The following is a 24458-nucleotide window of genomic DNA, read 5'->3' as shown; positions in this document are numbered from 1 at the left end:
CGGCGCGTCCGAAAGAGCCAATTGCAAGCGCCGATGTACTTTTGTCCTATGCCGTGCAGCCCGATCCATGCATGCGCACAGTGCGGGTATCATCTGACGACGCGTCTTTCATGCAGTCAACAGCAAAGGTGGTCCTCTTGATTCGTCATATCGTGATGTGGAAGCTCAAGGCCGCAGAGGGCGCGACGCGCGAGCGGAACGCACTGCTGCTGAAGGAAAAGCTCGAGGCATGTCGCGATGCCGTGCCGGGCATCGTGCGTCTCGACGTAGGCATCGCGACGCCCGGCCTCGACTCGACGTGCGACGTCGTGCTCGTTTGCGACTTCATCGACAAGGCGGCCCTCGACGCGTATCAGGTTCATCCCGCGCACCAGCTCGTGAAGGCGTTTCTTGCGCCCATCCGCGAATCGCGCGAGGCCGTCGACTACGAAATCTGAGTACCGATGACCCATCAAGCCAATCAAATGATGATCGAGAGTCCGTTCATCGATCATCTCGGCGCGCAGCTTGTGTCGGCAACAGACGGCGCAAGCGAAGTCGTGCTGACGTTGCGCCCCGAGCATCTGAACACATGGGCCGTCGCGCACGGCGGCATCACGATGACGCTCGCCGATTGCGCGCTCGCGATGGCCGCGCGCAGTCTCGCCGCAGACGGCATCGGCGTCGTCACCGTCGAAATGAAAGTGAACTTCATGCAGCCCGGCAGCAGCGAGCTGCGCGCGACGGCCCGCGTGCTGCATCGCTCGACCACGATGGCCTATTGCGAAGGCGAGATTCGCGACAGCGAAGGCCACTTCGTCGCGAAGGCGCTCGGCACGTTCAAGTACATGCGGCGGCTCGCCGTCGGCCGCCAGGTCAGGCAGCAGCGGCTGCGCAGCGATCCATCCGCGAGACCCGGCCCCAGCGACGGCTGAACGCGCGGCCCGGCGCTTTTACATCGATGATCGAAAAACTACGGAGACAACCGTCATGGCCGAAGTCAATCGTCAGATCCTCCTCGTGTCGCGTCCGCAGGGCGCGGCATCCGCGGACAATTTCAAGCTCGTCGAAACGCCGCTCGCGCCGCTCGCAGACGGCGAGGTGCGCGTGCGCAATCACTACCTGTCGCTCGATCCGTACATGCGCGGCCGCATGAACGATGCGAAGTCGTACGCGCCGCCGCAGCCGTTGAATGAAGTGATGATCGGCGGCACGGTGGGCGAAGTAGTCGAGTCGAAGAACGCGGCGTTCAAGCCCGGCGACAAGGTGGTCGGCATGTTCGGCTGGCAGGAGTTCGGCACATCGGACGGCGCGGGTTTGAAGAAGGTCGATGACACGCACGTACCGCTGTCCGCGTATCTGGGGCCTGTCGGCATGCCGGGCGCGACGGGCTGGTACGGGCTCAACAGGATCATCGCGCCGAAGGCGGGCGAGACGGTGGTCGTCAGCGCGGCGAGCGGGGCCGTCGGCAGCGTCGTCGGGCAACTGGCGAAGCTCGCGGGCGCGCGCGCCGTCGGCATTGCGGGCGGTGCCGAGAAATGCCGCTACGTCGTCGAGACACTCGGCTTCGATGCATGCGTCGATTACAAGGCGGGCAATCTCTATCAGGACCTGAAGGCGGCGACGCCCAACGGCGTGGACGGGTGCTTCGAGAACGTGGGCGGCGACGGGCTCGATGCGACGCTCGCGCGGATGAACGCGTTGGGCCGCATCGCGGTGTGCGGCTACATCGCCGGTTACGACGGCGTGCCCGTGCCGCTCAAGCATCCGTCGTTGATCCTCACGCAGCGTCTGCTCGTGCAGGGCTTTATCATCACCGAACACCTGGACGTGTGGCCCGCTGCGCTGAAGGAACTAGGTGCACTCGTCGCGCAAAAGAAGCTGCATTATCGCGAGTCGATCGCGCACGGTCTGGAGAATGCGCCCGAAGCGTTTCTCGGCATGCTGAAGGGGCGCAACTTCGGCAAGCAACTCGTCAAGCTGATCTGAGGGCGGGCATCGTCAGGCACTCACTGCGCACAATGGTCCACCAAGGGAGTCTGCATGTTCCAGTTCGACGGCAAGGTTGCCGTTATCACCGGCGCGGCGAGCGGCTTTGGCCGCGCATTCGCGGAAAAGGGCGCGTCGCTCGGCATGCGGCTCGCGCTCGCGGATGTCGACGCGGGTGCGCTCGCGCAAACGGTCGACGCGCTGCGCGCATCGGGCGCCGAAGTCATCGGGGTGCCTACGGACGTCTCCGATGGCGCGCAGGTTCAGGCGCTGGCCGATGCGGCGCTCGCGGCCTTCGGCAAGGTCCATCTGCTCTTCAACAATGCCGGCGTCGGCGCGGGCGGCTTTCTGTGGGAAAGCTCGGCGAACGACTGGGCGTGGGTGTTCGGCGTCAACGTAATGGGCGTCGCGCATGGCGTGCGCGTGTTTACGCCGATCATGCTCGCGCAGAACGAGCCCGCGCATATCGTCAATACGGCGTCGGTGGCGGGTTTGCTGTCGCCGCCGTCGATGGGCATCTACAACGCGTCGAAACACGCGGTCGTGTCGCTGACAGAGACGCTGTATCACGATCTGCAGAACGCGGGCGGCGAAGTCGGTTGCTCGCTGCTGTGTCCCGCATTCGTGCCGACGAGCATCGCGGACGCCGAGCGCACGCGTCCCGAATCGCTGCGCAACGGTGCGCAACCGACGCGCTCGCAACTCGCCGCCGACAAGCAGCTACAGCGCGCCGTGCGTTCCGGCAAGCTGAGCGCGGCGGACGTCGCGAGCCTGACCTTCGACGCGATCGCCGAACGGCGCTTCTATATCCTCACGCATCCCGCCATTCTCGCGACGGTGCGGCTGCGTCACGAGGACATCGAGCAGCAGCGCAATCCGACCGATCCGCTGTCGCTGAAGCCCGAGGTCAAGGAAGCCCGTTAGCGCGCGCATGACCGGCATGGGCAACGTAAGCGCTTCGTGGCATCGCGTGGCATCATACGGCGCTCACTCAACCGACGGGCGCCGATGCGCCGCCGACCGAACATGCCGTTGAACCCGAAGATCGAGCAGGTGCTCGACATGATCGCGCGCGCGAAGCGCCCCGCGTATCACGATCTGACCGCGCAGCAGGCGCGCGCGTCGTACGAAAAGAGCGCGCCGATACTCGAAGTGCCTGCCGCGCCGATGTTTTCCGTCGAAGACATCGACGTGCCGATGCGCGACGGCGTGCCGATCCGCGTGCGTCTCTATCATCCCGCCGAGCCGCAGTGGGCGAACCCCGCGCCTGCGCTCGTCTACTATCACGGCGGCGGTTTCACGGTCGGCAGCGTGAACACGCACGATGCGATCTGCCGGATGCTCGCGCGCGACGCGCAGTGCGTCGTGATGTCGGTCGATTACCGGCTCGCGCCGGAGCACAAGTTTCCGACAGCCGTCGACGATGCGTTCGACGCGCTCGAATGGCTGCACGACAACGCGGCGCTGTACGGCATCGACGCTCGCCGCATCGCGGTCGGCGGCGATAGCGCGGGCGGCACGCTCGCCACCGTCTGCGCCGTGCTCGCGCGAGACGCGGATATTCCCCTTGCGCTGCAACTGCTGATCTATCCGGGCACGACGGGCCACCAGCAGACCGATTCGCACGAGCGTCTGTCGGACGGCTATCTGCTGTCGGGCGACACGATTCAATGGTTCTTCGAACAATACGTGCGCAACGACGACGATCGTCACGACTGGCGTTTCGCGCCGCTCGACGGCACGCGCGGCGCGCCGGATTTTCATCACGTAGCGCCCGCGTGGATTGCGACGGCCGAATACGATCCGCTGAGCGACGAAGGCGAGGCCTATGCGCACAAGCTGCGCGAGGCGGGCAATGCCGTCGCGTTCAAGTGCTACGCCGGCATGATCCACGAGTTCTTCAAGATGGGCGGCTACGTGCCCGACGTCGCCCGCGCGCACGCGGACGCAGCGGCGGCATTGCGCGCCGCGTTCGGCGTCGAATAGGGCGCGTGCTGCTTGCTGCGTGCTTCGTGTTGGCGCGGCTTTGCGTTACGCGATGTCGAATGTGAAGCAGCGCTCGTAATCGCCGGGACGTACGACGCGGTGCGAACCGTTGTCGTCGCTGCGTTCGAGCGCCGACACGCTGAGGCGGGTATTCCGCGCAAGCACCCGCAGTGCCGTGGTGCCCCGCGTGCCGTACTCGGGCGTATCGATGAAGGCCGCCGACAGCGCGCGTTCGCGCTCGAGCGAAATGCCCGTCGCCGGCAGTTCGTCGTCGCGCGCGACGCGCGGATCGCGCATCAGGCCAACCAGCGTCTCAAGTGGCGCGCGCGCGTCGCCGGCGAGCAGCTGCGCGAGCTCTGCGCGCTTGTGCACGAGCTTCGGCCACGGCGTGTCGAGCACCGCGTTCGAGATGCCGTGCGTGCCCGGCGCGAGCAGCGTCGGCGCGGCGGGCGAGCGGTTGCAGTACCAGGCGAGTTCGCGCCGCTTCCAGTCGCCCACCAGCAGATTAAAGCCGTTGTACATATCGCCGTCTTGCGCGACTTGCTGCAGATAGTCCAGCGGCGCCGTGCCGCGTTCGATCCCGTGGCCGTTCGACAGCCAGTTGCTGACCAGCGTGCCGCGCGTCGGCGCGTCGGCGCGCATTTCGCTCGGCGCGCGATAGTTGGTGAGCGCGGCGAAGCGTCCGTCGCGCGTCATCCCGAGCCACGTGCCGCCGCCGACGAGATCGCGCCCCGCGAGCAGATCGGGTGCGTCGTCCCACCAGTGCATCGGCTCGGCTGTGCGCTTCAGGAATTCGTCGCGGTTCGCGGCGAGCGTGAACAGCGGCCCGTCGGACGCATCGGGGCGCCAGTCGAACACGATCAGACACATCGGAAAAGGTTTACGTAACGAGGGGGCGTGAACACGGCGGGACCACGCCGCGCCCGAACAAAAAGGCGCGGCGCGTTGAGCATGCGGGTATCGTTTTGGCTCAGATTTCCGCCGGCAGCGCGTAAGGCAACGGCAGGAAAGCGAGCGCCGGACCGTCCGCCGCGCCCAGATGCACGGAGCCGTTTTCGAGCGCGGCGAGCTTGATCTCGACGAGCGCATCGACGCCGCCGTCGGGCGCCGCCGCCGTATTGACGAGCATTCCGCACGGCTGGCCCGGATCGTCCGAATGGAACAGCTCTGCGCCCGGCACGACGCTTTCCGTTTCGCCCGCGACGTTTGCGAGCGCCATGCGCCGCTTGATCGTGCCGCGATACTGGCTGCGCGCGACCACTTCCTGACCCGGATAGCACCCCTTGCGGAAATTGACGCCGCCGAGCACGTCGAAATTGACCATCTGCGGGACGAACTGCTCGGCCACGCGCTGCGTGATGCGCGGCTCGCCCGCGCGGATGTCAAGCCAGTCCCACACGGCAGGCGACACGCGCGTGAGTTTCGCTTCGAGCGCGGGCAGGCGCGCTTGCACTTCGGCGATCGGGCCGACCCACACGTAGCGCAGGCGTCCCGCCGCATCCGGCACGCGCACGAGCGAGCCCGCCGGGCCGTCGACCTTCACGTGCACGCCGTCCGGAATCGCGTCGAACACGCCGGAAAGCGCGGCGCGGACATCACCGGCGAGGCCGATCGCGAGCGTGTCGCCCGTCGCGTCGGAGAGCTTCGCCTTCGCGCGCAGCACGAACATCGACAAACGCTTTTGCACGGCGGCCTGCACGTCCTTCGACACCAGCATCCGGATCGACTCGCCGCTGCACCACATGAGGAACGATGCGAGCAGGCGGCCCTTCGGCGAACAGTAGCCGGCGAGGCGCGCGGTGGCGGCGTCGAGATGCTGCGTGTCGTTGGTGAGTTGCGAATGCAGGAAGGAAGCGGCGTCGTCGCCCTTCGCATCGATCACGCCGAACTGCGGAAGCGGCATGAAAGCGCCGCGCGAGAGCACGGCGTCGAATTCGTCGCGCGCGGGTCGCGGGAACGCGGGAAGCGAAACAGAAGCGGGGACAGCAGTGCCGGGTGCTGCGAGCGGTGCGTTCATGGATTCGGTGAACAGTCAAATCTGACTTTGGCGGAGGCAAGCAAGTATTATATTGGCTTCACTCCAGCCATGTTTTCATGACCTTCTTGAAGAAATGCCTCATCGCTTGCGTCGTGCTCGCGATGCTGACCGTCGCCGCGGCCTTCGGCGCGTACCACTGGGCCACCACACCCGTCCAACTCGCCAACCCGCAACTCGACGTCACGATCAAGCCGCACAGCAGCCTGCGCAGCGTCACGGCGCAACTCAACCGGGGCGGCGTACCCGTCGAGCCTGAGCTCTTCGTCATCATGACGCGCGTGCTCCGCCTGCAAACGGCGCTCAAATCGGGCAATTACGAGTTCAAGCAGGGCATCACGCCGTACGAAGTGCTGCAGAAGATCGCGCGCGGCGACGTCAACGAGTACGTCGCGACGATCATCGAAGGCTGGACGTTCAGGCACATGCGCTCGGAACTCGATTCGAATCCGGCGCTGAAGCACGACACGGCGACCATGTCCGACGCCGACATCCTGAAAGCAATCGGCGCGCCGGAAACGCCGACAGGCACGGGCGAAGGGTTGTTCTTCCCCGATACCTACCTGTTCGACAAGGACACGAGCGATCTCGACGTCTACCGCCGCGCGTACCGGCTGATGAAGCTGCGCATCGACGAGGCGTGGGCCGGGCGCGCGCCGGGCCTGCCGTACAAGACGCCGTATGAGGCGCTGACCATGGCGTCGATCGTCGAAAAGGAAACCGGCAAGGCGTCCGACCGGGCGATGGTCGCGGGCGTGTTCGCGAACCGTCTGCGCGCGGGCATGCCGCTGCAGACCGACCCGACTGTCATCTACGGAATGGGCGACAGCTACGCGGGCCATCTGCGCAAAAAGGATCTGCAGACGGACACTCCCTACAATACCTACACGCGGATGGGTTTGCCGCCTTCGCCGATCGCGCTGCCGGGTGTCGCGTCGCTGCAGGCCGCGCTCAACCCCGCGCCGACCAGCGCGCTGTATTTCGTCTCGCGCGGCGACGGCAGCAGCATTTTTTCTGACACGCTCGGCGATCACAACAAGGCCGTCGACAAATACATTCGAGGGCAATGATGGCGCGGGGCAAATTCATCACGTTCGAGGGCATCGACGGCGCGGGCAAGACCACGCATCTCGGCTGGTTCCGCGACCGGCTCGAGCAGAAGGTCGCAGCGGCGGGCCGTTCCGTCGTCATGACACGCGAGCCGGGCGGCACGAAGCTCGGCGAGACCCTGCGCGACATCCTGCTGCATCAGCCGATGGATCTCGAAACCGAGGCGCTGCTGATGTTCGCGGCGCGTCGCGAGCATCTCGCCCTGGTGATCGAGCCGGCGCTCGCGCGCGGCGACTGGGTGCTGTCCGACCGCTTCACCGATGCAACGTTCGCGTATCAGGGCGGTGGCCGCGGCCTGCCGCGCGACAAGCTGGAGACGCTCGAACGCTGGGTGCAAGGCGGTTTCCAGCCGGACATGACGGTGCTGTTCGACGTGCCGCCCGATACCGCCAGCGAACGTCGCAGCGCTGCGCGCGCGCCGGATCGCTTCGAGAGCGAATCGGACGCGTTCTTTACGCGCACGCGCGCCGAATATCTGCGCCGCGCCGAGGAGGCGCCTTATCGATTCGCTATCATCGACTCGACGCGCAGTATTGCGGAGATTCAGAAACAACTTGACGAATTGATCGCAGCGCTTTGATTTTTAAGCGTTATAAGTTTTTCGTATAGCCGATGAAAAAGTTCGGCCGATACTTAAGAAAGTCTCAATAACCTGCTGAATTAAAAGACAAACCATGATTTATCCGTGGCAAACCGACGACTGGACCCGCCTGCAGCAGCTGCGCGCCCACTGGCCGCACGCGTTGCTGCTTCACGGGCGAGCCGGAATCGGCAAGCTGCGCTTCGCCCAGCACCTCGCGCAGGGGCTGTTGTGCGAATCGGCGTTGCCGAACGGCGAGCCGTGCGGCAAGTGCGCGGCATGCAACTGGTTCAGCCAAGGGAATCACCCGGACTACCGGATCGTGCTGCCCGAGGCGCTTGCAGCCGAAGCGGGCTTCGTCAATGCCGCAGCCGATGAAAAAGCGGAAAAAGCCGACAAGGCCGATGGCGACGACGGCGGGAAGAAAACGCGCGCGCCGAGCAAGGAAATCAAGATCGAGCAGGTGCGGGCGCTGCTGGACTTTTGCGGCGTCGGCTCGCATCGCGGCGGCATGCGCGTCGTCGTCCTGTATCCCGCGGAGGCGCTGAACGTCGCCGCCGCCAATGCGCTGCTCAAGACGCTCGAAGAGCCGCCTGCGGGCGTCGTGTTCCTGATGGTGTCGGCGCGCATCGATCGCCTGCTGCCGACCATCATCAGCCGCTGTCGTCAGTGGCCGATGACCACGCCTTCGCCCGAAGCCGCCACGGCCTGGCTCGCGGCGCAGGGCATCGACGATGCGCCGGGCCTGCTCGCGGAAGTGGGCGGCGCGCCGCTCACTGCGCTTGCGCTGGCAAGCGACGAAAACCGGCCGCTGCGCGACTGGACGCTGAAGCAACTGGCGGCCGGTCCGGACTGCGATGCTTTCGCGTGCGGCGAGACGCTGCAGAAGCTGCCCGTGCCGCTCGTGCTCGGCTGGCTGCAGCGCTGGATGTACGATCTGCTCGCGCAGTCCACGGCGGGCACGCCGCGCTATTTTCCGGCGGCTGCGTCGGCGCTCGCGCGCTGCGCGTCGCTGGCCGATGCGCACGCATTCGCGCGTTTCATGCGGACGGTCACGCGGCAGCGCGCCGTCGAAAACCATCCGCTCAACGCGCGGCTCGTGTTCGAGGAACTGTTTTTCGGCTATCGCGACCTGTTCGCGTAGCCTTCACGGAGCGGCGCACGCCAGTCGTTTCGCCGTGCTTCCTGTTCCATTTCATTGAACGATATCGACATGACCTTTCAGTACCGCGACGCTACGCTCGACGATCTGCCCGCAATCGTCGCCATTTACAACTCGACCGTGCCGTCGCGGCAGGTCACGGCCGATCTGGAGCCCGTTAGCATCGACAGCCGCCGCGCGTGGTTCGATGCGCATGGCCCCGAGAAGCGTCCGCTGTGGGTGGTCGAAGACGAGGGGCGCATCATCGGATGGTTGAGTTTTTCTGACTTCTACGGCCGTCCAGCCTATCAGCGTACGGCAGAAGTCAGCATCTATCTGCACGAAGCGGCACGCGGCAAGGGCTTGGGCAGGAAACTGCTTGCGGCTTCGCTGGAAGCGGCGCCGAAACTCGGCATCGATACGGTGCTCGGTTTCGTGTTCGGCCACAATGAGCCGAGCGTGCGGCTTTTCCAATCGTTCGGCTTTACCGCTTGGGGCACGCTGCCGCGCGTCGCGGTGCTGGATGGCGTCGAACGCGATCTCGTCATTCTCGGCAAGCGCCTGGACGGTTCCCACTAAGGGCGCGCTGACGCGCCATTGGATTTTTCGCAGGACTTCATCATGTTTGTCGATTCGCACTGCCACATCAACTTCGAGGGACTCGGCGACCGCCTGCCGCAAGTGCTGGAGAACATGCGCTCGCATGCCGTGACGCATGCGCTGTGCGTATCCGTCGATTTCGAAACGCTGCCGTCCGTGCTGGACATCGCGAGCGCGTATGACAACGTGTACGCGTCGGTCGGTGTGCATCCCGATCACGAGGACGCGCGCGAGCCGTCCGTCGCCGAACTGGTCGAGCTGGCGCAGCATCCGAAGGTGGTCGCGATCGGCGAGACGGGACTCGACTACTACCGGCTCGAAGGCCGCTCGATCGACGACATGGAGTGGCAGCGCGAGCGCTTTCGGGTGCATATCCGCGCCGCGCATCGCGCGGGCAAGCCGCTGATCGTCCATACGCGCTCCTCGTCGGCGGACACGCTGCGGATCATGGCCGAAGAACGCGCGAGCGAGCCGGGTGGCGTGATGCACTGCTTCACCGAGCCGTGGGCCGTCGCCGAACAGGCGCTCGCGCAGAATTTCTACATTTCGCTGTCGGGCATCGTCACGTTCAAGAACGCGACCGACGTGCAGGATGTCGCGCGCCGCGTGCCGCTCGATCGATTGCTGATCGAAACCGACTCGCCGTACCTCGCGCCCGTGCCGTATCGCGGCAAGCCGAATGAACCTGCGTACGTGAGCCATGTCGGACGCTTCATCGCGCAGCAGCGCGAGATGCCGGACGAAGCGCTCGCTGCTGCGACGACCGAGAACTTCTTCCGCCTGTTCAAGATTCCGGCGCCGGCAGGTGCTTGAGTTGCGAAGTCAGCAATATCAATGGGATAGGAAATTTTCCTAAAGTAAAGCATGAAAAAATACATGATCGAGGGCCATAACGGCGCGCCTTTCCGTCCGGCCATCGCCCGCGCCCTGGGCGTGCGCCGACGTTTCGCTGCCGTGTCGCTGGCGGCGGGCGTCGCATTCGCGACGCTCGGCGCGTTGCCTGCGCATGCGGCGCCCTCCGACACGATGATCAAGGCCGTCAAGTTCGACGACGTGAAGGAAGTGAAGAAGCAGCTGGCGAACGGCATGGACCCGAACATGGCCGACAACCAGGGCATGCCGCTTCTGGTGATCGCCGCGCGCGAGAAGTCGGACAAGGTAGTGGCCGCGCTGATCGACAATCCGAAAACGGACGTCGAGATTCTCGACAAGGCGGGCGAAAACGCGATGATGATGGCCGCGCTGAACGGCGACATCGATATTGTGAAACTGCTGATCGCGAAGGACGCCGAGGTCAACAAGAAGGGCTGGGCGCCGCTGCATTACGCGGCCGCGAACGGTCACGACGACATCGTCAAGTTGCTGCTCGATCACGACGCATACATCGACGCGGGTTCGCCGAACGGCACCACGCCGCTGATGATGGCCGCGCGTGGCGGTCATGTGTCCACGGTCAAGCTGCTGCTCGACAGCGGCGCAGACCTGAATGTGAAGAATCAGATCGGCCTGACGGCGCTCGACTTCGCGAAGCAGTACAAGGAGCCGGACGTCGTCGAGGGCCTGACGGCGCGCATGCAACAGACGCAGAAGCAGGCGCCCGCCGGCGCGCCTGCAACGCCGCAAAACAGTGCAAAATAGCGGCTTGGGCGCGAGTCACCACGCGCCCGAATTGCCGCCATGTCGGTTTGGCGGCAAAGACAGCCGGGCACCGTCGACGTTGCCGGGCTCATACGAGGAAGGAAAAAACATGCTGCGGGTTTTGATTTGCGCCGGCGCGCTCGCTGTGCCGTTGACGGCTGCCGCGTTCACGGCGGGCGACCTCAACAAGCTGTGCACGAAGACGGACGTTGCGTCCCGTAGCGCGTGCGCGGCGTACATCGAAGGGGCCGCGGACGGCGTCTTCAATACGATCGATGCCATCGGCGGGACGACGGGCCCGCGTGTCGGCCAGTACTTCTGCCTGCCGCCGGACGCGCGCTCGCAGCAACTGACGGACGCCGTGCGCAAGTACATCGCCGACAATCCGAACGTCGCGGGCTACAACGCGAGCACGGCTGTCTCGCTGGGGCTCGGCAAGGCGTTTCCCTGCAAGTCGGGTAGCTGACCGGCGGCGGGCATCTCGCTCGCCGCGTCCGTCCGCGCCGCATTCCGACGCGCGCCGTGTTGCATGCACGGCGCGCGTTTTTGCGCTTGCGGCGCGTGCGCTTCGTTCGCGTTTCGCTCTTCGTCTACGCTTTAGTCGAGAGTGCCTTGCCGCGCCGTTTTTCGTTGCGGGCGCGCGCCTCATGCGCCCGTCGTCGCTGTTTTCTCGCGCATCTGCGGGCAGCGCCGATGCCGGCGGTCTTTTCGCCTATGCCTTCCGGAGCGCACAAATGTGCAACTGATCCGGTGCCACCGCGGTCGAACCAACACTGAACAACGCGCGCCGGCCACGACGACCGGCCGCCTCAACGAAAGTGGAGGGACAGCAACATGGGCCGACTGATCGTCGTGTCGAATCGCGTGGCAACGCCGACGGAAACCAAGGGCTCCGCGGGTGGACTGGCCGTGGGCGTGTTCGGCGCGCTGAAGGACACGGGCGGGGTGTGGTTCGGATGGAGCGGCGACGTCGTCAGCGAAACGGTCGCCAATGCCGGTCCCACACTGGAAGTGGACGGCCCCGTGACGTTCGCCACCACCGGGCTCACGCGCAAGGACTACGACCAGTACTATCGCGGCTTTTCGAACGCAACGCTGTGGCCCGTCTTCCACTACCGCAACGACCTCGCCCGCTACGAGCGCGACGAATACGCGGGCTATCGGCGCGTCAACGCGTGGCTCGCGCACAAGCTGATCAGGCTGCTCCAGCCCGACGACATCATCTGGGTCCACGACTATCACCTGATTCCATTCGCCGAAGCGCTGCGATCCGAAGGCGTGTCGAACCGCATCGGATTCTTCCTGCATATTCCGTTTCCATCGCCGCAGATTCTGCTCAACATTCCGCCGCATGAAGAACTGGTCAAGTCGTTGTGTTGCTACGACCTGTTGGGCTTTCAGACCCAAAACGACGAGCTTGCGTTTCACGACTATCTGTCCAGGCATGCGCGCGGCACCGTATCGGACGATGGGCACGTCGAAGCGTTCGGCCGCAAGCTGCGCACGGGCGTGTACCGGATCGGCGTGTTCCCCGATGAAATCGCCGAGCAGGCGGAGCGGTACGAAAGCCGTCAGCATGTGCTCGACCTGAAGCAGAGCCTCGAAGGGCGCAAGCTGATCATGAGCGTCGACCGGCTCGACTATTCGAAAGGGCTCGTCGAGCGATTCCGCGCGTTCGAAGCGTTGCTGGAGCGTTCGCCCGAGTGGCGCGGCAATGTCTCGCTGGTTCAGATCGCGCCGCCGACGCGCTCGGACGTGACGACATACCAGGACATTCGTCAGCAACTCGAATATGAAGCAGGGCGTATCAACGGAAAATACTCAGGCCTTGACTACACGCCCATCCGCTATCTGAACCAGCAATACGACCGCTGGAAGCTGATGTCGCTGTTTCGCGAATCGCAGGTTGGCTTCGTCACGCCGCTGCACGACGGGATGAATCTCGTCGCGAAAGAGTACGTAGCCGCGCAAAATCCCGACGATCCGGGCGTGCTGGTGCTCTCGATGTTCGCGGGCGCGGCGGCGGAACTGAAGGGCGCACTGATCGTGAATCCGCACGATTCGATCGGCATGTGCGAAGCGTTGCAACAGGCGCTCGCGATGCCGCTCGCGGAGCGCCAGCAGCGCCACGAAACGGACATGGAGGCATTGCGCAAGAACGATCTCGGCGTGTGGCGCGATTCTTTTCTGCGCGATCTGCGCAACGTGCCGGCGCCCGCGGCGTTTCCTGAGAGCTGGTCATCGGCTCGACAGGAGAAGGATGCGTGATGCGTCGCTGGCATTCATTCGCTATCCGGATTAATCCCAATCGTTCTGAACGAAACGCGCGCCGTTCGGAGCGAGGATGCTGAGCGCGCTTGCGATCGCCAATTATCGGTCGCTTCGCGATCTGATCGTGCCGCTCGGGCGGCTGAACATCGTCACGGGACCCAACGGAAGCGGCAAGTCGAGTGTGTACCGCGCGCTGCGTCTGCTGGCCGCGACGGCGCGCGGCGGCGTCATTCCGTCGCTCGCGCGCGAAGGCGGCTTGCAGTCGACGCTCTGGGCCGGTCCCGAGCGCTTTTCCCGCGCGATGCTCGCTGGCGAGACGCCCGTGCAGGGCACGCGCCGCTCGGAGCTCGTCAGTCTCAAACTGGGCTTTGCCGGCGACGAATTCGGTTATGCGATCGATCTCGGCCTGCCCGTTGCCGGCGAGACGCAGTTCGGGCTCGATCCCGTCATCAAGCGCGAGTGCATCTGGAGCGGGCCTATGCTGCGTCCGTCGGCGCTACTGGTGGATCGGCACGGCGCAACGATTCGCGCGCGCGGCGACGACGGCGAATGGCAGACTATTCCGCATCCTGTCGCGAGTTTCGACAGCATGATGACGGAGTTCTCCGATCCGCGTAGCGCACCGGAGATGATCGCCGTACGTGAACAGATCAGCTCCTGGCGCTTCTACGATCACTTCAGGACGGATGCGGAGTCGCCCGTTCGCCTGCCGCAAATCGGCACGCATACGCCCGTGCTCGGCGACGACGGCGCGGACCTCGCGGCGGCGCTCCAGACGATACGCGAAATCGGTGACGCGAACGCACTCGACGTCGCGATCGACGACGCGTTTCCCGGCTCGCGCGTGGCGATCACGAACGTCGAAGGGCGCTTCGAAGTGACGATGCAGCAGCAAGGTCTGCTGCGCGCGCTGAAGGGCGCCGAGCTGTCCGACGGCACGCTGCGCTATCTGCTGCTGGTCGCCGCGCTGCTGACGCCGCGTCCGCCGGCGCTGCTCGTGCTGAACGAGCCGGAGACGAGCCTGCATCCCGATCTGTTGCCCGCGTTGGGGCGGCTGATCGCGCGAGCCTCACAGCGCTCGCAGGTGATCGTCGTATCGCACGCGGCGCGGCTGATTTCGGCGTTGGAGCGCGAGGACAACAGCGAGTCTGTCGTACTCGACAAGCAGTTGGGTGCGACGCGCATCGTCGATGCGGATTCGCGCGATCTGCCCGCGTGGAAGTGGCCTTCGCGATAACGCTACGCACGGCGAAGGGCTGCGCAAAGTGCGCGATGCGTGAAGAACCGGGCGCCGTAATCGAGTGTTTCCCGACTGTAACAGCGACATGCAATTGAAATACCCCGGGGTCTTTCGCGAAACGCCAGGCAATAATCCGTACATGGAAACGAGCGGTATGTCGTGAGAGGCGAAGCGCCCCTCTGCTGCGGAAGCCATAGCGCCGCTTAGGGGTTGTCCGGGTTGACCGGCGTTCGACCCGAGCCGGGCGGCGCATCGGCGCAGGAGCGTCCATCGAACCGTTGCGCCGCGTTTGATCGACCGTCTGCCTGCTGGCATACTCGTTCGCCACCGACTCGCTGCAGCGGGCCCGCATCGTTGCCCGCCTGGAGACACACATGAGAATTGCGCAGATCGCCCCTTTGACTGAATCCGTGCCGCCGAAACTGTATGGCGGCACCGAACGGGTCGTGTCGTACATCACCGAGGCGCTCGTCGATCTCGGGCACGACGTGACGCTCTTTGCGAGCGGCGACTCGGTCACGAGCGCGAAGCTCGAAGCGGTATGGCCGCGCGCGCTGCGGCTCGATCCGGGCATTCGCGACCGCATCGCACCGCACATGCTGCTGATGGAACTCGTGCGCCGTCAGGCCGAAGATTTCGACGTGCTCCATTTCCACATGGACTACTACTCGTTTTCGGTGTTCAAGCGCCAGGACACGCCGTTCGTGACGACGCTGCATGGACGTCTCGATCTGCCCGAGCAGCAGCCGGTGTTCGATACGTTCAACACGGCGCCCGTCATCTCGATCTCGAACGCGCAGCGTCATCCGCTGCCGCAGGCCAAATGGCTTTCCACCGTCTATCACGGGCTGCCCGAAAAGCTCTACGTGCCGCAGCCCGTCGAGCAGAAGTACCTTGCGTTTCTCGGGCGCATTTCGCCTGAAAAGCGCGTCGACACGGCCATCCGCATCGCGGGCCGCTGCGGGCTGCCGATCCGCATCGCCGCGAAGGTTGACGCCGCCGACCGCGAGTACTTCGAACGCGACATCAAGCCGCTGCTCGATCTGCCGTATGTCGAATACATCGGGGAAATCGCCGACGATCAAAAGGCCGAATTCCTGTCGGGCGCTCATGCGCTGCTGTTTCCGATCGACTGGCCCGAGCCGTTCGGGCTTGTCATGATCGAGGGGATGGCGTGCGGCACGCCCGTCATCGCGTTCAATCGCGGCGCGGTGCCCGAAGTCGTCGACGACGGCATATCGGGCTTCATCGTCGAAGACGAAATCGGCGCGGTGGCCGCGATCAATCGTCTGCACAAGCTGCCGCGCGCGCTCGTGCGCAAGCGCTTCGAAGAGCGCTTCACGTCGCACCGGATGGCGCGGCAGTACATCGAGGCGTATCAATCGGTGATCCGCGCGCAGAAGCGCTCGCGCTTCAAGGTGATCGACGCGTCGTCGAGCACCACCTGACGCGTGTCCGCGCGGTCGCGTCGGCGGACGCACAGGATCGCGGATAAAAATTGCGCAGAAAGAAAGGGCGATGCAGTGAGTAGCTGCATCGCCCTTTGTCCAGTTCGCCGCCGACGGTTTGCGATGCCGCACGGTTGATCGACAGCCTGCCGGAACACCGGCTGCCTCGCGGACTTGCGCCCGCATCCCGTCGTCATGCGCAACAGCGGCGCGGCCCCGACGCGCGGAGTAAAGCGGGCCGCGCCGTCGTCAGGTCGTCAGATCTTCAGCCGCGATACCTTCGTGCCGTTAAGCGACACGTCCGCCATCAGGCCGGCATTCGTCAGCACGAAGGCTTGGACGGGGGCGGTGGCCGTCGTCGTGTCGACGGCGCCGTTCGCACCGACCTTGACGAGCGCAACCGACGCATCCGCGCCCGCCGACCAGCCGTCCGAGTTGCGGAATTTGTCGAGCGCGTCCTGCGTCATGAAGAGGAAGATGATCGCCTTCGACTGCGCGCCCGCTGTCAGGCCAAACGAGCCGGAGACCGTGCTGTAGTACCCGACGGAATGCCCGCCGACGCGCAGCGCGCCTTCACCGTACTGTCCGCCGACCACGAAGCCGACCTGTATCACGGACGGAAATACGAGGACGCCACGGGCCTTCGAAACCAGCTCGCGCGATCCGCTGACCGAGGTGTACAGGCGCGACATCGTGCCGTCGACGCTGGCGTCGATCGACTGGCGTTTGGACATGTCGGTAGCGGCAGATTCCCCGCTGCTCTTGGTGGTGGTGCAGCCGGCCAGTGCAAGGCTTCCGAAAGCGAGCGCGGCGGTACTCTTCAGAATGAAGTTTCGTCTTTGCATCGTTTTTCTCCATCGTGGTTCCGGGGTGCAGCCTCAGTTCACGCGGGTTGCCTGTTTAGTTATATCACACGCACAAGAAAGCAAGGGTCTTGCGAACACCGCGCAAACCCTTGTGCGGCGGGCACTCCCGGGATGGTCAGCGAATCGTTGGGTAATTCTGGCCGGTTGATGGCCATATGCCGCGAGCGGGTCACGGCAGCATCGAACGGTCGCGAGACATCATACGAAGGGCTCGCTTCGCGGCCCTGTCCGTGCCGTTCGGCGACACCGAAAACAGGTTGTATTTACCGCTTTTGCGCTGCGAAAAAATCGGTCGAAAGCCAATGGAAAGTGTTGCGGGAATGCTGCAACGGCTTCCGACGGACGTGATCCACATGCGGGCCGCATCGCCATAACGCCCGTTTTCATCATCGGTGCCGGGAGCACCTCAAGTATGCGAGGCAGCCAGCGCGCTAGTGATTCGCCGTGCTCTTGTTCACGGGCGGCCTCCGCAGCGCGCGCCGCACGATCCCGATGACGAAGCCGATCGCGAAGATCGTTGCGGCCGGCACGACCCAATAGCCGACGAACGCGTGCCACAGATAGTTCGCGAGCGTGCTCTTGCGGACCTCGTATTCGTTGAGCGCGTCCTGCTGACGCGGCGCATTCGCCGCGAGCACGTCGGCGGGACAGCCGGCCGCGCGCGCATCGTCGGGCTTGCCGTGGCAGCGCGCGGCGGCGCCGGCGGCGCGTTGAGCATCGGTGAATTGCCAGGTCGTGAGCGCGTTGTTCAGGTCGACCCGGTTATAGGCCATCTCCTCCTGAATCTCGCGCACGGCGACGATCGCCACGGGCACTGCCCAGAATACGATCACCACCAGCCAGCGACGCAGCCAGCGATTCTTGTGTCTCCCAACCATCCTTGCCTCCGTGCGATGCGCGAGGGGCATCAACGACAAGCTGGCGGCCCGCGGGACTTGTTTTCGGTGGGGTGGGCCGTCTGTGTGCAGCCATCATAGAAGAAAATGGCCCGCAAAGTGCAGGGCGCGATGCGCCAGGCAGCGCCGATAGGTGCGCGACGTCGCGAGGCGCGCAAAGCACCGGCGCGTGACCTACGCGCGACACCGGCGACGGGCACGGCCCCAGCGCAAAAAGAAAAACGGCGCCCACACAACGGACGCCGCTTTTCGCGCTTTGCTGTTCGATTCCGCTTCGTCCCGATCAAAGCACGAAGCCGCTAGACAGCGGTTCGAACCGAGCCTTGCTTAACCCTTGTTGCTCAGACAGGTCTTCATGAACGCCTTGCGCTCGTCGCCTTTCTTGTCGGCGGCCTGTGTGTTGCACGCCTTCATCTTGTCCTGTTGCGACATCGGCGTCGAAGCAGCCGCCGGCGTAGCCGACAGGCAGCTCTTCATGAACGTCTTGCGCTCGTCGCCTTTCTTGTCGCCGGCCTGCTTGTTGCAATCGGCCATCTTCGTTTGCTGGCTGTTCGCGGCGAATGCCGGCGACGCGAGCAAGCCCGTCAGGGCGAGGGCGGTGATAATGGCTTGCATCTTCATGGGACACTCCATCACGGGTTGTGGATGTTGTTGATTCTCGTGAGACGGACTTCGAGCCGGGCGGGTCGCCTTCGCTGTGATCGGCCGTCACCATTGCTTCGCATGGTGCCTGTCAGAACGAACGGACAGGGTAATCGGTTGACCGGGACACCATTCGGAATGCACAGGTATTTCCCCCAGGATCGCTAGTTCAAGCAGTCGATATCGCTATGCTTGAGTCGTAACCATCCAGGAGTTTTCACCATGCACTATCTGTTGATCTACGACGTGTCATCCGACTATCTCGAACGCCGCGCCGAATTTCGTGGCGCGCATCTGAAGCTTGCGTGGGCGGCCGCCGAGCGCGGCGAGCTGCTGTTGGCGGGCGCGCTGGCCGATCCCGTCGATACCGCCGTGCTGTTGTTCGAGGCCGATTCGCCCGAAGTGCCGGAAGCGTTTGCCAAAGCGGACCCGTACGTGCTCAATGGCCTCGTCACGCAATGGCGTGTGCGTCCGTGGACGACCGTCGTCGGCGAACACGCGTCAACGCCCGTTCGTTGAACGCGCATCCTTCGCTTGCACATTGCGAGCGCATCGCAGACGACAAAAACGACGGCTTGTCGAAGCGATCAAGAACGCCTCGCGCAGCGGAAAATATGCGCCCCAAATAGAAAATCCGCCTGCGCGATGGCGTTTTATGCCTGGCTCATTAAGTTGAATCGGGTTGCGCCTTTTTGTTGAGAATCTTCCACGTTCACACACATTTGTCATCGCGTCGGCGCGAGGATTGACGCGGTATCGCGCGCCGTTCGTGCATTACTCGGAGCGCCGCAGCTAACGTCGCTTCTGTGACAGTCGGGCCTTAAAGGACAGAGCAAAAAGGACAACTTTGTTTCTATCCGTAACACTTTCGTTCAGTCATATTCAGACAAACCCTGGCGATGGTATGCTTCGTGCAGAAATTCTCCCATGCACGAGTGAGACCACGTTTTGTGCGTCGTACAGGTGAAACAGCGCACTATCGATGTGCGGTTTCGTAATACCGGCGCAAAAACGTATAAGCATATTGTGCAACCCGGGGCAGGACACGAACCGTCCGAATGAAGTTCGTGATTGTCCCAAGCCGCGGCCAGGCCAGGCTGCGTGGAGAACTCAATGTTTTTCGATGAGCTAAGCAATGACGAATGGGCGCAACTGGCAGCGCTCGTTTCCGATGAGCCAGCCGTCCGTCTGAACCGACGCGGACGGCCCCGCGCCGAACCACGCATCGTGACAAACGCCGTCCTGTGGATTCTGACCACCGGCGAGCCCTGGTCCAAGCTTCCCGGTCGCTATCCGTCAGGCCCGACGTGCCGGCGACGATTCGAAGAGTGGCAGGCCAACGGCACGCTGGCCGAGATGATCCGCCGTCTCACGCAAAACGGGCGCACGTTCGCCTACATTCCCGAACCCACGCCGCCTGCTCCTTCCAAGCCCGTACCCGCACCCGCACACGTTGCACAAGCGCCGAAGCCGCGCGACGAGCTTGCGCGCGGCGTCTACTGGAAGAGTCCCGAGACGTGGAAATCGGCTGCCGACGATCCGCACGGCACGAATGGCTCGCCGTTCGGCTGGCACGCACTCGCGCCGATGGCCGACATCACGCGTCAGCTCGCAGGCTCGGCGGCCGTCGAGACCGGTTTCGTCGATACGCGCACGAACGCCGTCGGTCCCGTGCCTTCGGGCGATGCGTTCGGTAAGCCGCAGGGCATTGGCGCGCCGATGAGTACGCGCACGACGCTCGATACGCCCCCCATGCAGCCGGATGCTCCCGCGCCCGGAACTCACGGCCCCGAAGCCCACGACGACAGTTCGTCGGCGGTCAGCGTCCATCATGCGCCACTGTGGATCGGCCACACGGAACCGCGCGGCCTGCGGTTCGCCGACCACCACGGGTACGTGGTCTACGTCGCGGCGGAGCGCGTGCCCAGCGACATGTTCCGCGCGTGGGCCGAGATCATGAAGGATGGCAAGCGCGTCGAGCGTTCGGGGCTGATCGGCCCGCGTTTCGCCGATGCCGATGCCGCGCATCGTTTCGCGCTCGACTGGGCGCGTCAGTGGATCGATCGCGAATGCCGCGTCCATGACGCTGCGGCAGAACAGCATGCGAAGAAGGCGAGTGCGATCCAGCCGCTGGGCGTCGCGGCCGACGTCACGCCGATGGCGCGCGCGATCCCCGAACTGACGCCGACGCCCGTGCTGATGGCTTCGAATGCAGCCGCCCCTGGCAGTTCGTCCGTTGCGTCCGTTGCGTCCGTCACGCCGACCGGCAATCCGCATCTGCCGCAGCCGCTGAATCCGCGTGTGATGCCGTTGCGCCGTTATCCGTCATCGGATACGACGAAGGACGCGGCTGTCGAGCGTTATCCGTCGAATCCGAAATTGATCACGCACGTCTGACATTCTGGCGCCCGTGCGCAAACGTTTGCTCAAGCGAAGGAACCAGACGCTCCGGCATCCGCGCGGGCCGCTCGCGCGCGGATTCGTCTTCGATGTTGCGTGCGTCTCGACCAGAAGCACAAGCGGCGGCCACCGCCCGCCACCCACACTACGTGCGACGCCCGTAGCTATCATCGAAGCGCACGATATCGTCTTCGCCGAGATACGAGCCTGACTGCACCTCGATGATTTCGAGCGGCATCTTGCCCGGATTTTCGAGGCGGTGCGTGATGCCGAGCGGAATATACGCCGACTCGTTTTCCGACACGATGAAGCGCTCGTCGCCGCGCGTGACAAGCGCCGTGCCGCGCACGACGATCCAGTGCTCGGCGCGATGATGATGCATCTGCAACGACAACTGCGCGCCCGGCTTCACGACGATGCGCTTGACCTGAAAGCGCTCGCCGACGTCGACGGAATCGTAATGGCCCCACGGGCGATGCACCTTTCGATGATTCACGGCCTCCGGGCGGTGCGCTTCGCGGATACGGCCGACCACTTTCTTCACTTCCTGCACGCGGCGCTTGTCGGCGACGAGAATCGCATCGTCCGTTTCCACGACGACGAGATCCTGCGTGCCGACGCACGCGATCAGGCGGCCTTCCGAGTGCGCGAACGTCGACGCCGCGCCTTCGAACATCACGTTGCCGCGGCCGACGTTGTCGTCGGTGTCCTTCGGCAGGATGTCCCAGATCGCATCCCACGAGCCGACGTCCGACCAGCCCGCATCGAGCGGCACGACGACGCCTGAACACACCGGCGTATCGCCGCCCAACTGCTCCATCACCGCGTAGTCGATCGAATTGGACGGACACGCACCGAATGCATCGCGCTGCACGCGGAAAAAGTCGCCGTCGGCCGCGCCCTGTTTGTGCGCGGCTTCGCAGGCGTCATGAATCGCGGGCTGAAAGTGGCTTACGGCCCTGAGCCACGTCGACGCGCGCAGGATGAAGATGCCGCTGTTCCACCAGTACTCTTTCGACTCGACGTAGTGCTGCGCGAGTTCGAGATGCGGCTTTTCGACGAAGCGGTCGAGCTGATGTGCGTCGATGGCGCCGTGGTCCTCGTTGCCGCTAGCGCGCAGCGATGCGCCGATGTGGATATAACCGTAGCCCGTTTCCGCGCGAGTCGGCACGATGCCCATCGTCACGACGTGGCCGTTCGCCGCGTGCCGCACGCCTGTCGCGACGGCCGCGCGAAAGCTGTCGAGGTCGGCAACGGCATGATCCGCGGGCATCACGACCATGATGCCGTCCTCGTCTTGCGCGAGCACCGTCAACGCTGCAAGGGTCAACGCGGGCGCGGTATCGCGCGCGCACGGTTCGAGAACGAGGCGGCTCGCCTTGCCGCTCACGCGCAACTGCTCGGCGGTCGTGAAGCGGTGCTCTTCGTTGCAGACGACAACCATCTGCCCGGCGACTGGGTAGCCGGCGTCGAGTCCGTCGAGCCGGCGCGTGGTCGATTGCAGCAGCGAGTCTTCGCCGAGCAGGCCGATCAGCTGCTTCGGATGCTGTTCGCGCGACATCGGCCACAGGCGCGTGCCCGATCCGCCGGCCAGGATGACGGGATGAACCTTGAGCTTCACATTGAGCCGGTGCTGATTCGCCTGTCGATTGTCGACGGCCGACGCCGTAGCAGTCATGGTGATCACTCCTCGAAGCGGGGGAAATGGCGTCGTTTTATCACGTCGTAAAAGCGCAATAAATCAACGTTGGATTTCTTTTGTCGAGCAGAATTAAAAGCGTCGAATTCATGTTAAAGACAGGATTCGCAAATATTCAAAAACCAAAAATAAAGCCGATAAAAATCGGCGTGACACAGTCCGTGCAGAGGAAAATAAAGAAAGTGACGCGGCATGGCTTTATAAGCGGCGCGCATCGCCGGAAGAAATAAAGCAGAGAAAGGACGGATAAAAATATGCGATTCCACATGGTTCGGCAAGAGTTACCGAATAAAAAGCAGAAAAAATAATGCAACTTCCGCTGATACATTTTGAGATTTTTTGCCGCCTTGCCGCGCGAATTTTAATGCCGCTTTATCTAGGCTTGAACGAGGGTATTTACTCATCGCCGCAATTGCTCCCAATAGCGATTGCAATGCCGATTGCAATTCGGTTGAAAAGAGCGACCGGCAGAACCGTGGACAGAACTTGATTGAACTGACAGACAAGGCGAGGTGCGGCAGATGCTGAGCGTTCTATCGAGAATCATCGACATCGGCATGGTGGCGCTCGGCGCGCTGATCGCGTCGGCCGTGCACAGCGGAGGCTTCGTGTGGCTCGACGACATGCAAAGCGTGTCGCTCGCGTTCGACTGCCTGCTCGTGATCCTGTTCTTCCCCGCGCTCGGCATCTATCAGTCGTGGCGCGGCAAGCCGATTTACGACCTGTTGTGGCGCGTGTCGATGGGCTGGCTGATGGCCGAGGTGACGGGCATCCTGATGAGCTTCAGCCTGCACCGCTCGGACATGCTGTCGCGCCTGTGGCTCGCGTACTGGGCGATCGCGACCGTCGTGCTGCTGATCGTGTCGAAAGCGGCTGTGCATGCGGTGCTGCGCGGCTTGCGTCGCGAGGGCTACAACCAGAAGAAGGTGGCCATCGTCGGCGGCGCGCCATATGGCAGGTTCCTGATCGAGCAGATGCGCAGCCGTCCGGAGGCGGGCTTCAGCCCCGTCGTCGTCTATGACGAAGACGATAACCGCAGCCACTACGAGGACACCGACGGGCCGCAGACGATCGCAGGCGTGCCCGTGAAGCGCGACTATGCGGCGATGATCGACGAGATACGCCGCCGTTCGGTGCGCGAGTTGTGGATGGCGCTGCCGATGTCCAAAGAGAAGCTCATCCATCGCTTCGTGATGGAGTTTCGCAACGACTTCGTGAACATCCGCTTCATCCCCGATGTGCGTAGCCTCACGCTTTTCAGTCAGCCGATGGTCGATCTGCTCGGCGTGCCCGCGATCAATCTCGCCGCGTCGCCGATCACCGATCTGCGCGTGCTGCCCAAGCGCGTGTTCGACCGGCTCTTTGCGCTTGCCGCTTTGACGGCGCTCGCGCCGCTGATGCTCGCGATCGCGGCGGCCGTCAAGCTGTCGTCGCCGGGCCCTGTGTTCTTTCGTCAGCGGCGCAAGGGCATCGACGGACGCGAGTTCGAGATCTTCAAGTTCCGCTCGATGAAGCTGCACAAGGAAGCAGCGGGCAGGCTCACGCAGGCGACGCGGCGCGATCCGCGCATCACGCCCGTCGGCGCGTTCCTGCGCCGCACGAGCCTCGACGAGCTGCCGCAGTTCATCAACGTGCTGCGCGGCGAGATGTCCGTGGTCGGCCCGCGTCCGCATGCGCTCGAGCACGACGACATCTACAAGGACCTCGTGAAGGGCTACATGCACCGCTACCGGATCAAGCCGGGCATCACGGGCTGGGCGCAGATCAACGGCTATCGCGGCGAAACCGACCGCATCGAAAAGATGATGGGTCGCGTGAAGCTCGACCTCTACTACATGCAGCACTGGAGCTTCTGGCTCGACATCAAGATCGTCGGCCTCACGCTGTGGAAGGGCTTCGCGGGCAGCAACGCGTACTGAGCGCCACATTCTTCATTCA

The 24458-nt window shown here is 64.1% G+C and carries 24 protein-coding genes; 18 read left to right on the top strand and 6 right to left on the bottom strand.

Annotation, left to right across the window (positions count from 1 at the left end; all coding sequences use genetic code 11):
- Positions 1-137: 137 nt before the first annotated feature.
- From AABE10_RS17500 to AABE10_RS17480, 5 genes are all read left to right on the top strand, one after another.
- Positions 138-437: a Dabb family protein gene (locus AABE10_RS17500; RefSeq protein ID WP_342934541.1), complete on the top strand. Its 300-nt coding sequence runs from the start codon at positions 138-140 to the stop codon at positions 435-437.
- 30 nt (positions 438-467) lie between these two features.
- On the top strand, positions 468-914 hold the full coding sequence (locus AABE10_RS17495) for a PaaI family thioesterase (protein ID WP_428983354.1): 447 nt from the start codon (positions 468-470) through the stop codon (positions 912-914).
- 55 nt (positions 915-969) lie between these two features.
- Complete coding sequence (locus AABE10_RS17490; protein ID WP_342934539.1) at positions 970-1968, top strand: NADP-dependent oxidoreductase; 999 nt, start codon at positions 970-972, stop codon at positions 1966-1968.
- Positions 1969-2022: 54 nt separating this feature from the next.
- Positions 2023-2892 (top strand): SDR family oxidoreductase, encoded by an 870-nt coding sequence (locus AABE10_RS17485; protein ID WP_342934538.1) that lies wholly within the window; start codon positions 2023-2025, stop codon positions 2890-2892.
- A gap of 102 nt (positions 2893-2994) precedes the next feature.
- Positions 2995-3954: an alpha/beta hydrolase gene (locus AABE10_RS17480; RefSeq protein WP_342934897.1), complete on the top strand. Its 960-nt coding sequence runs from the start codon at positions 2995-2997 to the stop codon at positions 3952-3954.
- Positions 3955-3999: 45 nt separating this feature from the next.
- Here the strand turns inward: AABE10_RS17480 and AABE10_RS17475 are convergent, their stop codons facing one another.
- On the bottom strand, positions 4000-4824 hold the full coding sequence (locus AABE10_RS17475; protein WP_342934537.1) for an NRDE family protein: 825 nt from the start codon (positions 4822-4824) through the stop codon (positions 4000-4002).
- Positions 4825-4924: 100 nt separating this feature from the next.
- On the bottom strand, positions 4925-5971 hold the full coding sequence (locus AABE10_RS17470) for a folate-binding protein (protein ID WP_342934536.1): 1047 nt from the start codon (positions 5969-5971) through the stop codon (positions 4925-4927).
- A 77-nt stretch (positions 5972-6048) separates the two neighbouring features.
- On the opposite strand from AABE10_RS17470, the gene mltG reads away from it, so the two are divergent.
- From mltG to AABE10_RS17420, 10 genes are all read left to right on the top strand, one after another.
- Positions 6049-7059, top strand: coding sequence for an endolytic transglycosylase MltG (mltG, locus tag AABE10_RS17465; RefSeq protein WP_342934535.1), 1011 nt, complete (start codon positions 6049-6051; stop codon positions 7057-7059).
- Complete coding sequence (gene tmk, locus AABE10_RS17460) at positions 7059-7679, top strand: dTMP kinase (RefSeq protein WP_342934534.1); 621 nt, start codon at positions 7059-7061, stop codon at positions 7677-7679. Before mltG ends, tmk begins: the two co-directional genes overlap by 1 nt.
- Positions 7680-7773: 94 nt before the next feature.
- The gene (locus tag AABE10_RS17455; RefSeq protein WP_342934533.1) at positions 7774-8823 is read left to right on the top strand and encodes a DNA polymerase III subunit delta'; all 1050 of its coding nucleotides are present in this window, start codon (positions 7774-7776) and stop codon (positions 8821-8823) included.
- A gap of 69 nt (positions 8824-8892) precedes the next feature.
- Positions 8893-9399, top strand: a complete 507-nt coding sequence (locus tag AABE10_RS17450) for an N-acetyltransferase family protein (protein ID WP_342934532.1) — start codon at positions 8893-8895, stop codon at positions 9397-9399.
- A gap of 42 nt (positions 9400-9441) precedes the next feature.
- Positions 9442-10233, top strand: coding sequence for a TatD family hydrolase (locus AABE10_RS17445; RefSeq protein ID WP_342934531.1), 792 nt, complete (start codon positions 9442-9444; stop codon positions 10231-10233).
- Positions 10234-10284: 51 nt separating this feature from the next.
- Positions 10285-11058 (top strand): ankyrin repeat domain-containing protein, encoded by a 774-nt coding sequence (locus AABE10_RS17440; RefSeq protein WP_342934530.1) that lies wholly within the window; start codon positions 10285-10287, stop codon positions 11056-11058.
- Between the two features lie 109 nt (positions 11059-11167).
- Positions 11168-11524: a Rap1a/Tai family immunity protein gene (locus AABE10_RS17435; protein ID WP_342934529.1), complete on the top strand. Its 357-nt coding sequence runs from the start codon at positions 11168-11170 to the stop codon at positions 11522-11524.
- A gap of 368 nt (positions 11525-11892) precedes the next feature.
- Positions 11893-13326, top strand: coding sequence for an alpha,alpha-trehalose-phosphate synthase (UDP-forming) (gene otsA, locus AABE10_RS17430; protein WP_342934528.1), 1434 nt, complete (start codon positions 11893-11895; stop codon positions 13324-13326).
- Positions 13327-13402: 76 nt separating this feature from the next.
- Positions 13403-14566 carry an AAA family ATPase gene (locus tag AABE10_RS17425; RefSeq protein WP_342934527.1) on the top strand — a complete coding sequence of 388 codons (1164 nt, stop codon included), beginning with the start codon at positions 13403-13405 and terminating at the stop codon, positions 14564-14566.
- Positions 14567-14943: 377 nt separating this feature from the next.
- Positions 14944-16017, top strand: coding sequence for a glycosyltransferase family 4 protein (locus tag AABE10_RS17420; protein ID WP_342934526.1), 1074 nt, complete (start codon positions 14944-14946; stop codon positions 16015-16017).
- Positions 16018-16274: 257 nt separating this feature from the next.
- Here AABE10_RS17420 and AABE10_RS17415 read toward each other — a convergent pair whose 3' ends face one another.
- The 3 genes from AABE10_RS17415 to AABE10_RS17405 all read right to left on the bottom strand — a co-directional run bounded on the left by AABE10_RS17415 (position 16275) and on the right by AABE10_RS17405 (position 18400).
- Positions 16275-16862, bottom strand: coding sequence for a BPSL1445 family SYLF domain-containing lipoprotein (locus AABE10_RS17415; RefSeq protein ID WP_342934525.1), 588 nt, complete (start codon positions 16860-16862; stop codon positions 16275-16277).
- 452 nt (positions 16863-17314) lie between these two features.
- The gene (locus AABE10_RS17410) at positions 17315-17761 is read right to left on the bottom strand and encodes a hypothetical protein (protein ID WP_342934524.1); all 447 of its coding nucleotides are present in this window, start codon (positions 17759-17761) and stop codon (positions 17315-17317) included.
- A gap of 345 nt (positions 17762-18106) precedes the next feature.
- Positions 18107-18400, bottom strand: a complete 294-nt coding sequence (locus tag AABE10_RS17405; protein WP_342934523.1) for a PsiF family protein — start codon at positions 18398-18400, stop codon at positions 18107-18109.
- A 243-nt stretch (positions 18401-18643) separates the two neighbouring features.
- On the opposite strand from AABE10_RS17405, the gene AABE10_RS17400 reads away from it, so the two are divergent.
- Together AABE10_RS17400 and AABE10_RS17390 are read left to right on the top strand one after the other, a co-directional pair.
- Positions 18644-18940, top strand: a complete 297-nt coding sequence (locus AABE10_RS17400; RefSeq protein ID WP_152764796.1) for a YciI-like protein — start codon at positions 18644-18646, stop codon at positions 18938-18940.
- A gap of 594 nt (positions 18941-19534) precedes the next feature.
- Positions 19535-20818, top strand: a complete 1284-nt coding sequence (locus AABE10_RS17390) for a DUF6566 family protein (protein ID WP_428983343.1) — start codon at positions 19535-19537, stop codon at positions 20816-20818.
- A 148-nt stretch (positions 20819-20966) separates the two neighbouring features.
- Here the strand turns inward: AABE10_RS17390 and AABE10_RS17385 are convergent, their stop codons facing one another.
- Positions 20967-22499 carry a mannose-1-phosphate guanylyltransferase/mannose-6-phosphate isomerase gene (locus tag AABE10_RS17385; RefSeq protein WP_342934522.1) on the bottom strand — a complete coding sequence of 511 codons (1533 nt, stop codon included), beginning with the start codon at positions 22497-22499 and terminating at the stop codon, positions 20967-20969.
- A gap of 542 nt (positions 22500-23041) precedes the next feature.
- Here AABE10_RS17385 and AABE10_RS17380 point away from each other — a divergent pair.
- Entirely contained in the window at positions 23042-24439 is a 1398-nt protein-coding gene (locus tag AABE10_RS17380; protein ID WP_342934521.1) for an undecaprenyl-phosphate glucose phosphotransferase, read from the top strand.
- Positions 24440-24458: the final 19 nt, after the last annotated feature.

Origin of the sequence: Paraburkholderia diazotrophica (assembly GCF_038900755.1) — a bacterium.
Classification (GTDB): Bacteria; Pseudomonadota; Gammaproteobacteria; order Burkholderiales; family Burkholderiaceae; genus Paraburkholderia; species Paraburkholderia diazotrophica_A.
The sequence above is the reverse complement of the archived record's forward strand: the minus strand, read 5'-3'. Positions and strand labels throughout refer to the sequence as shown.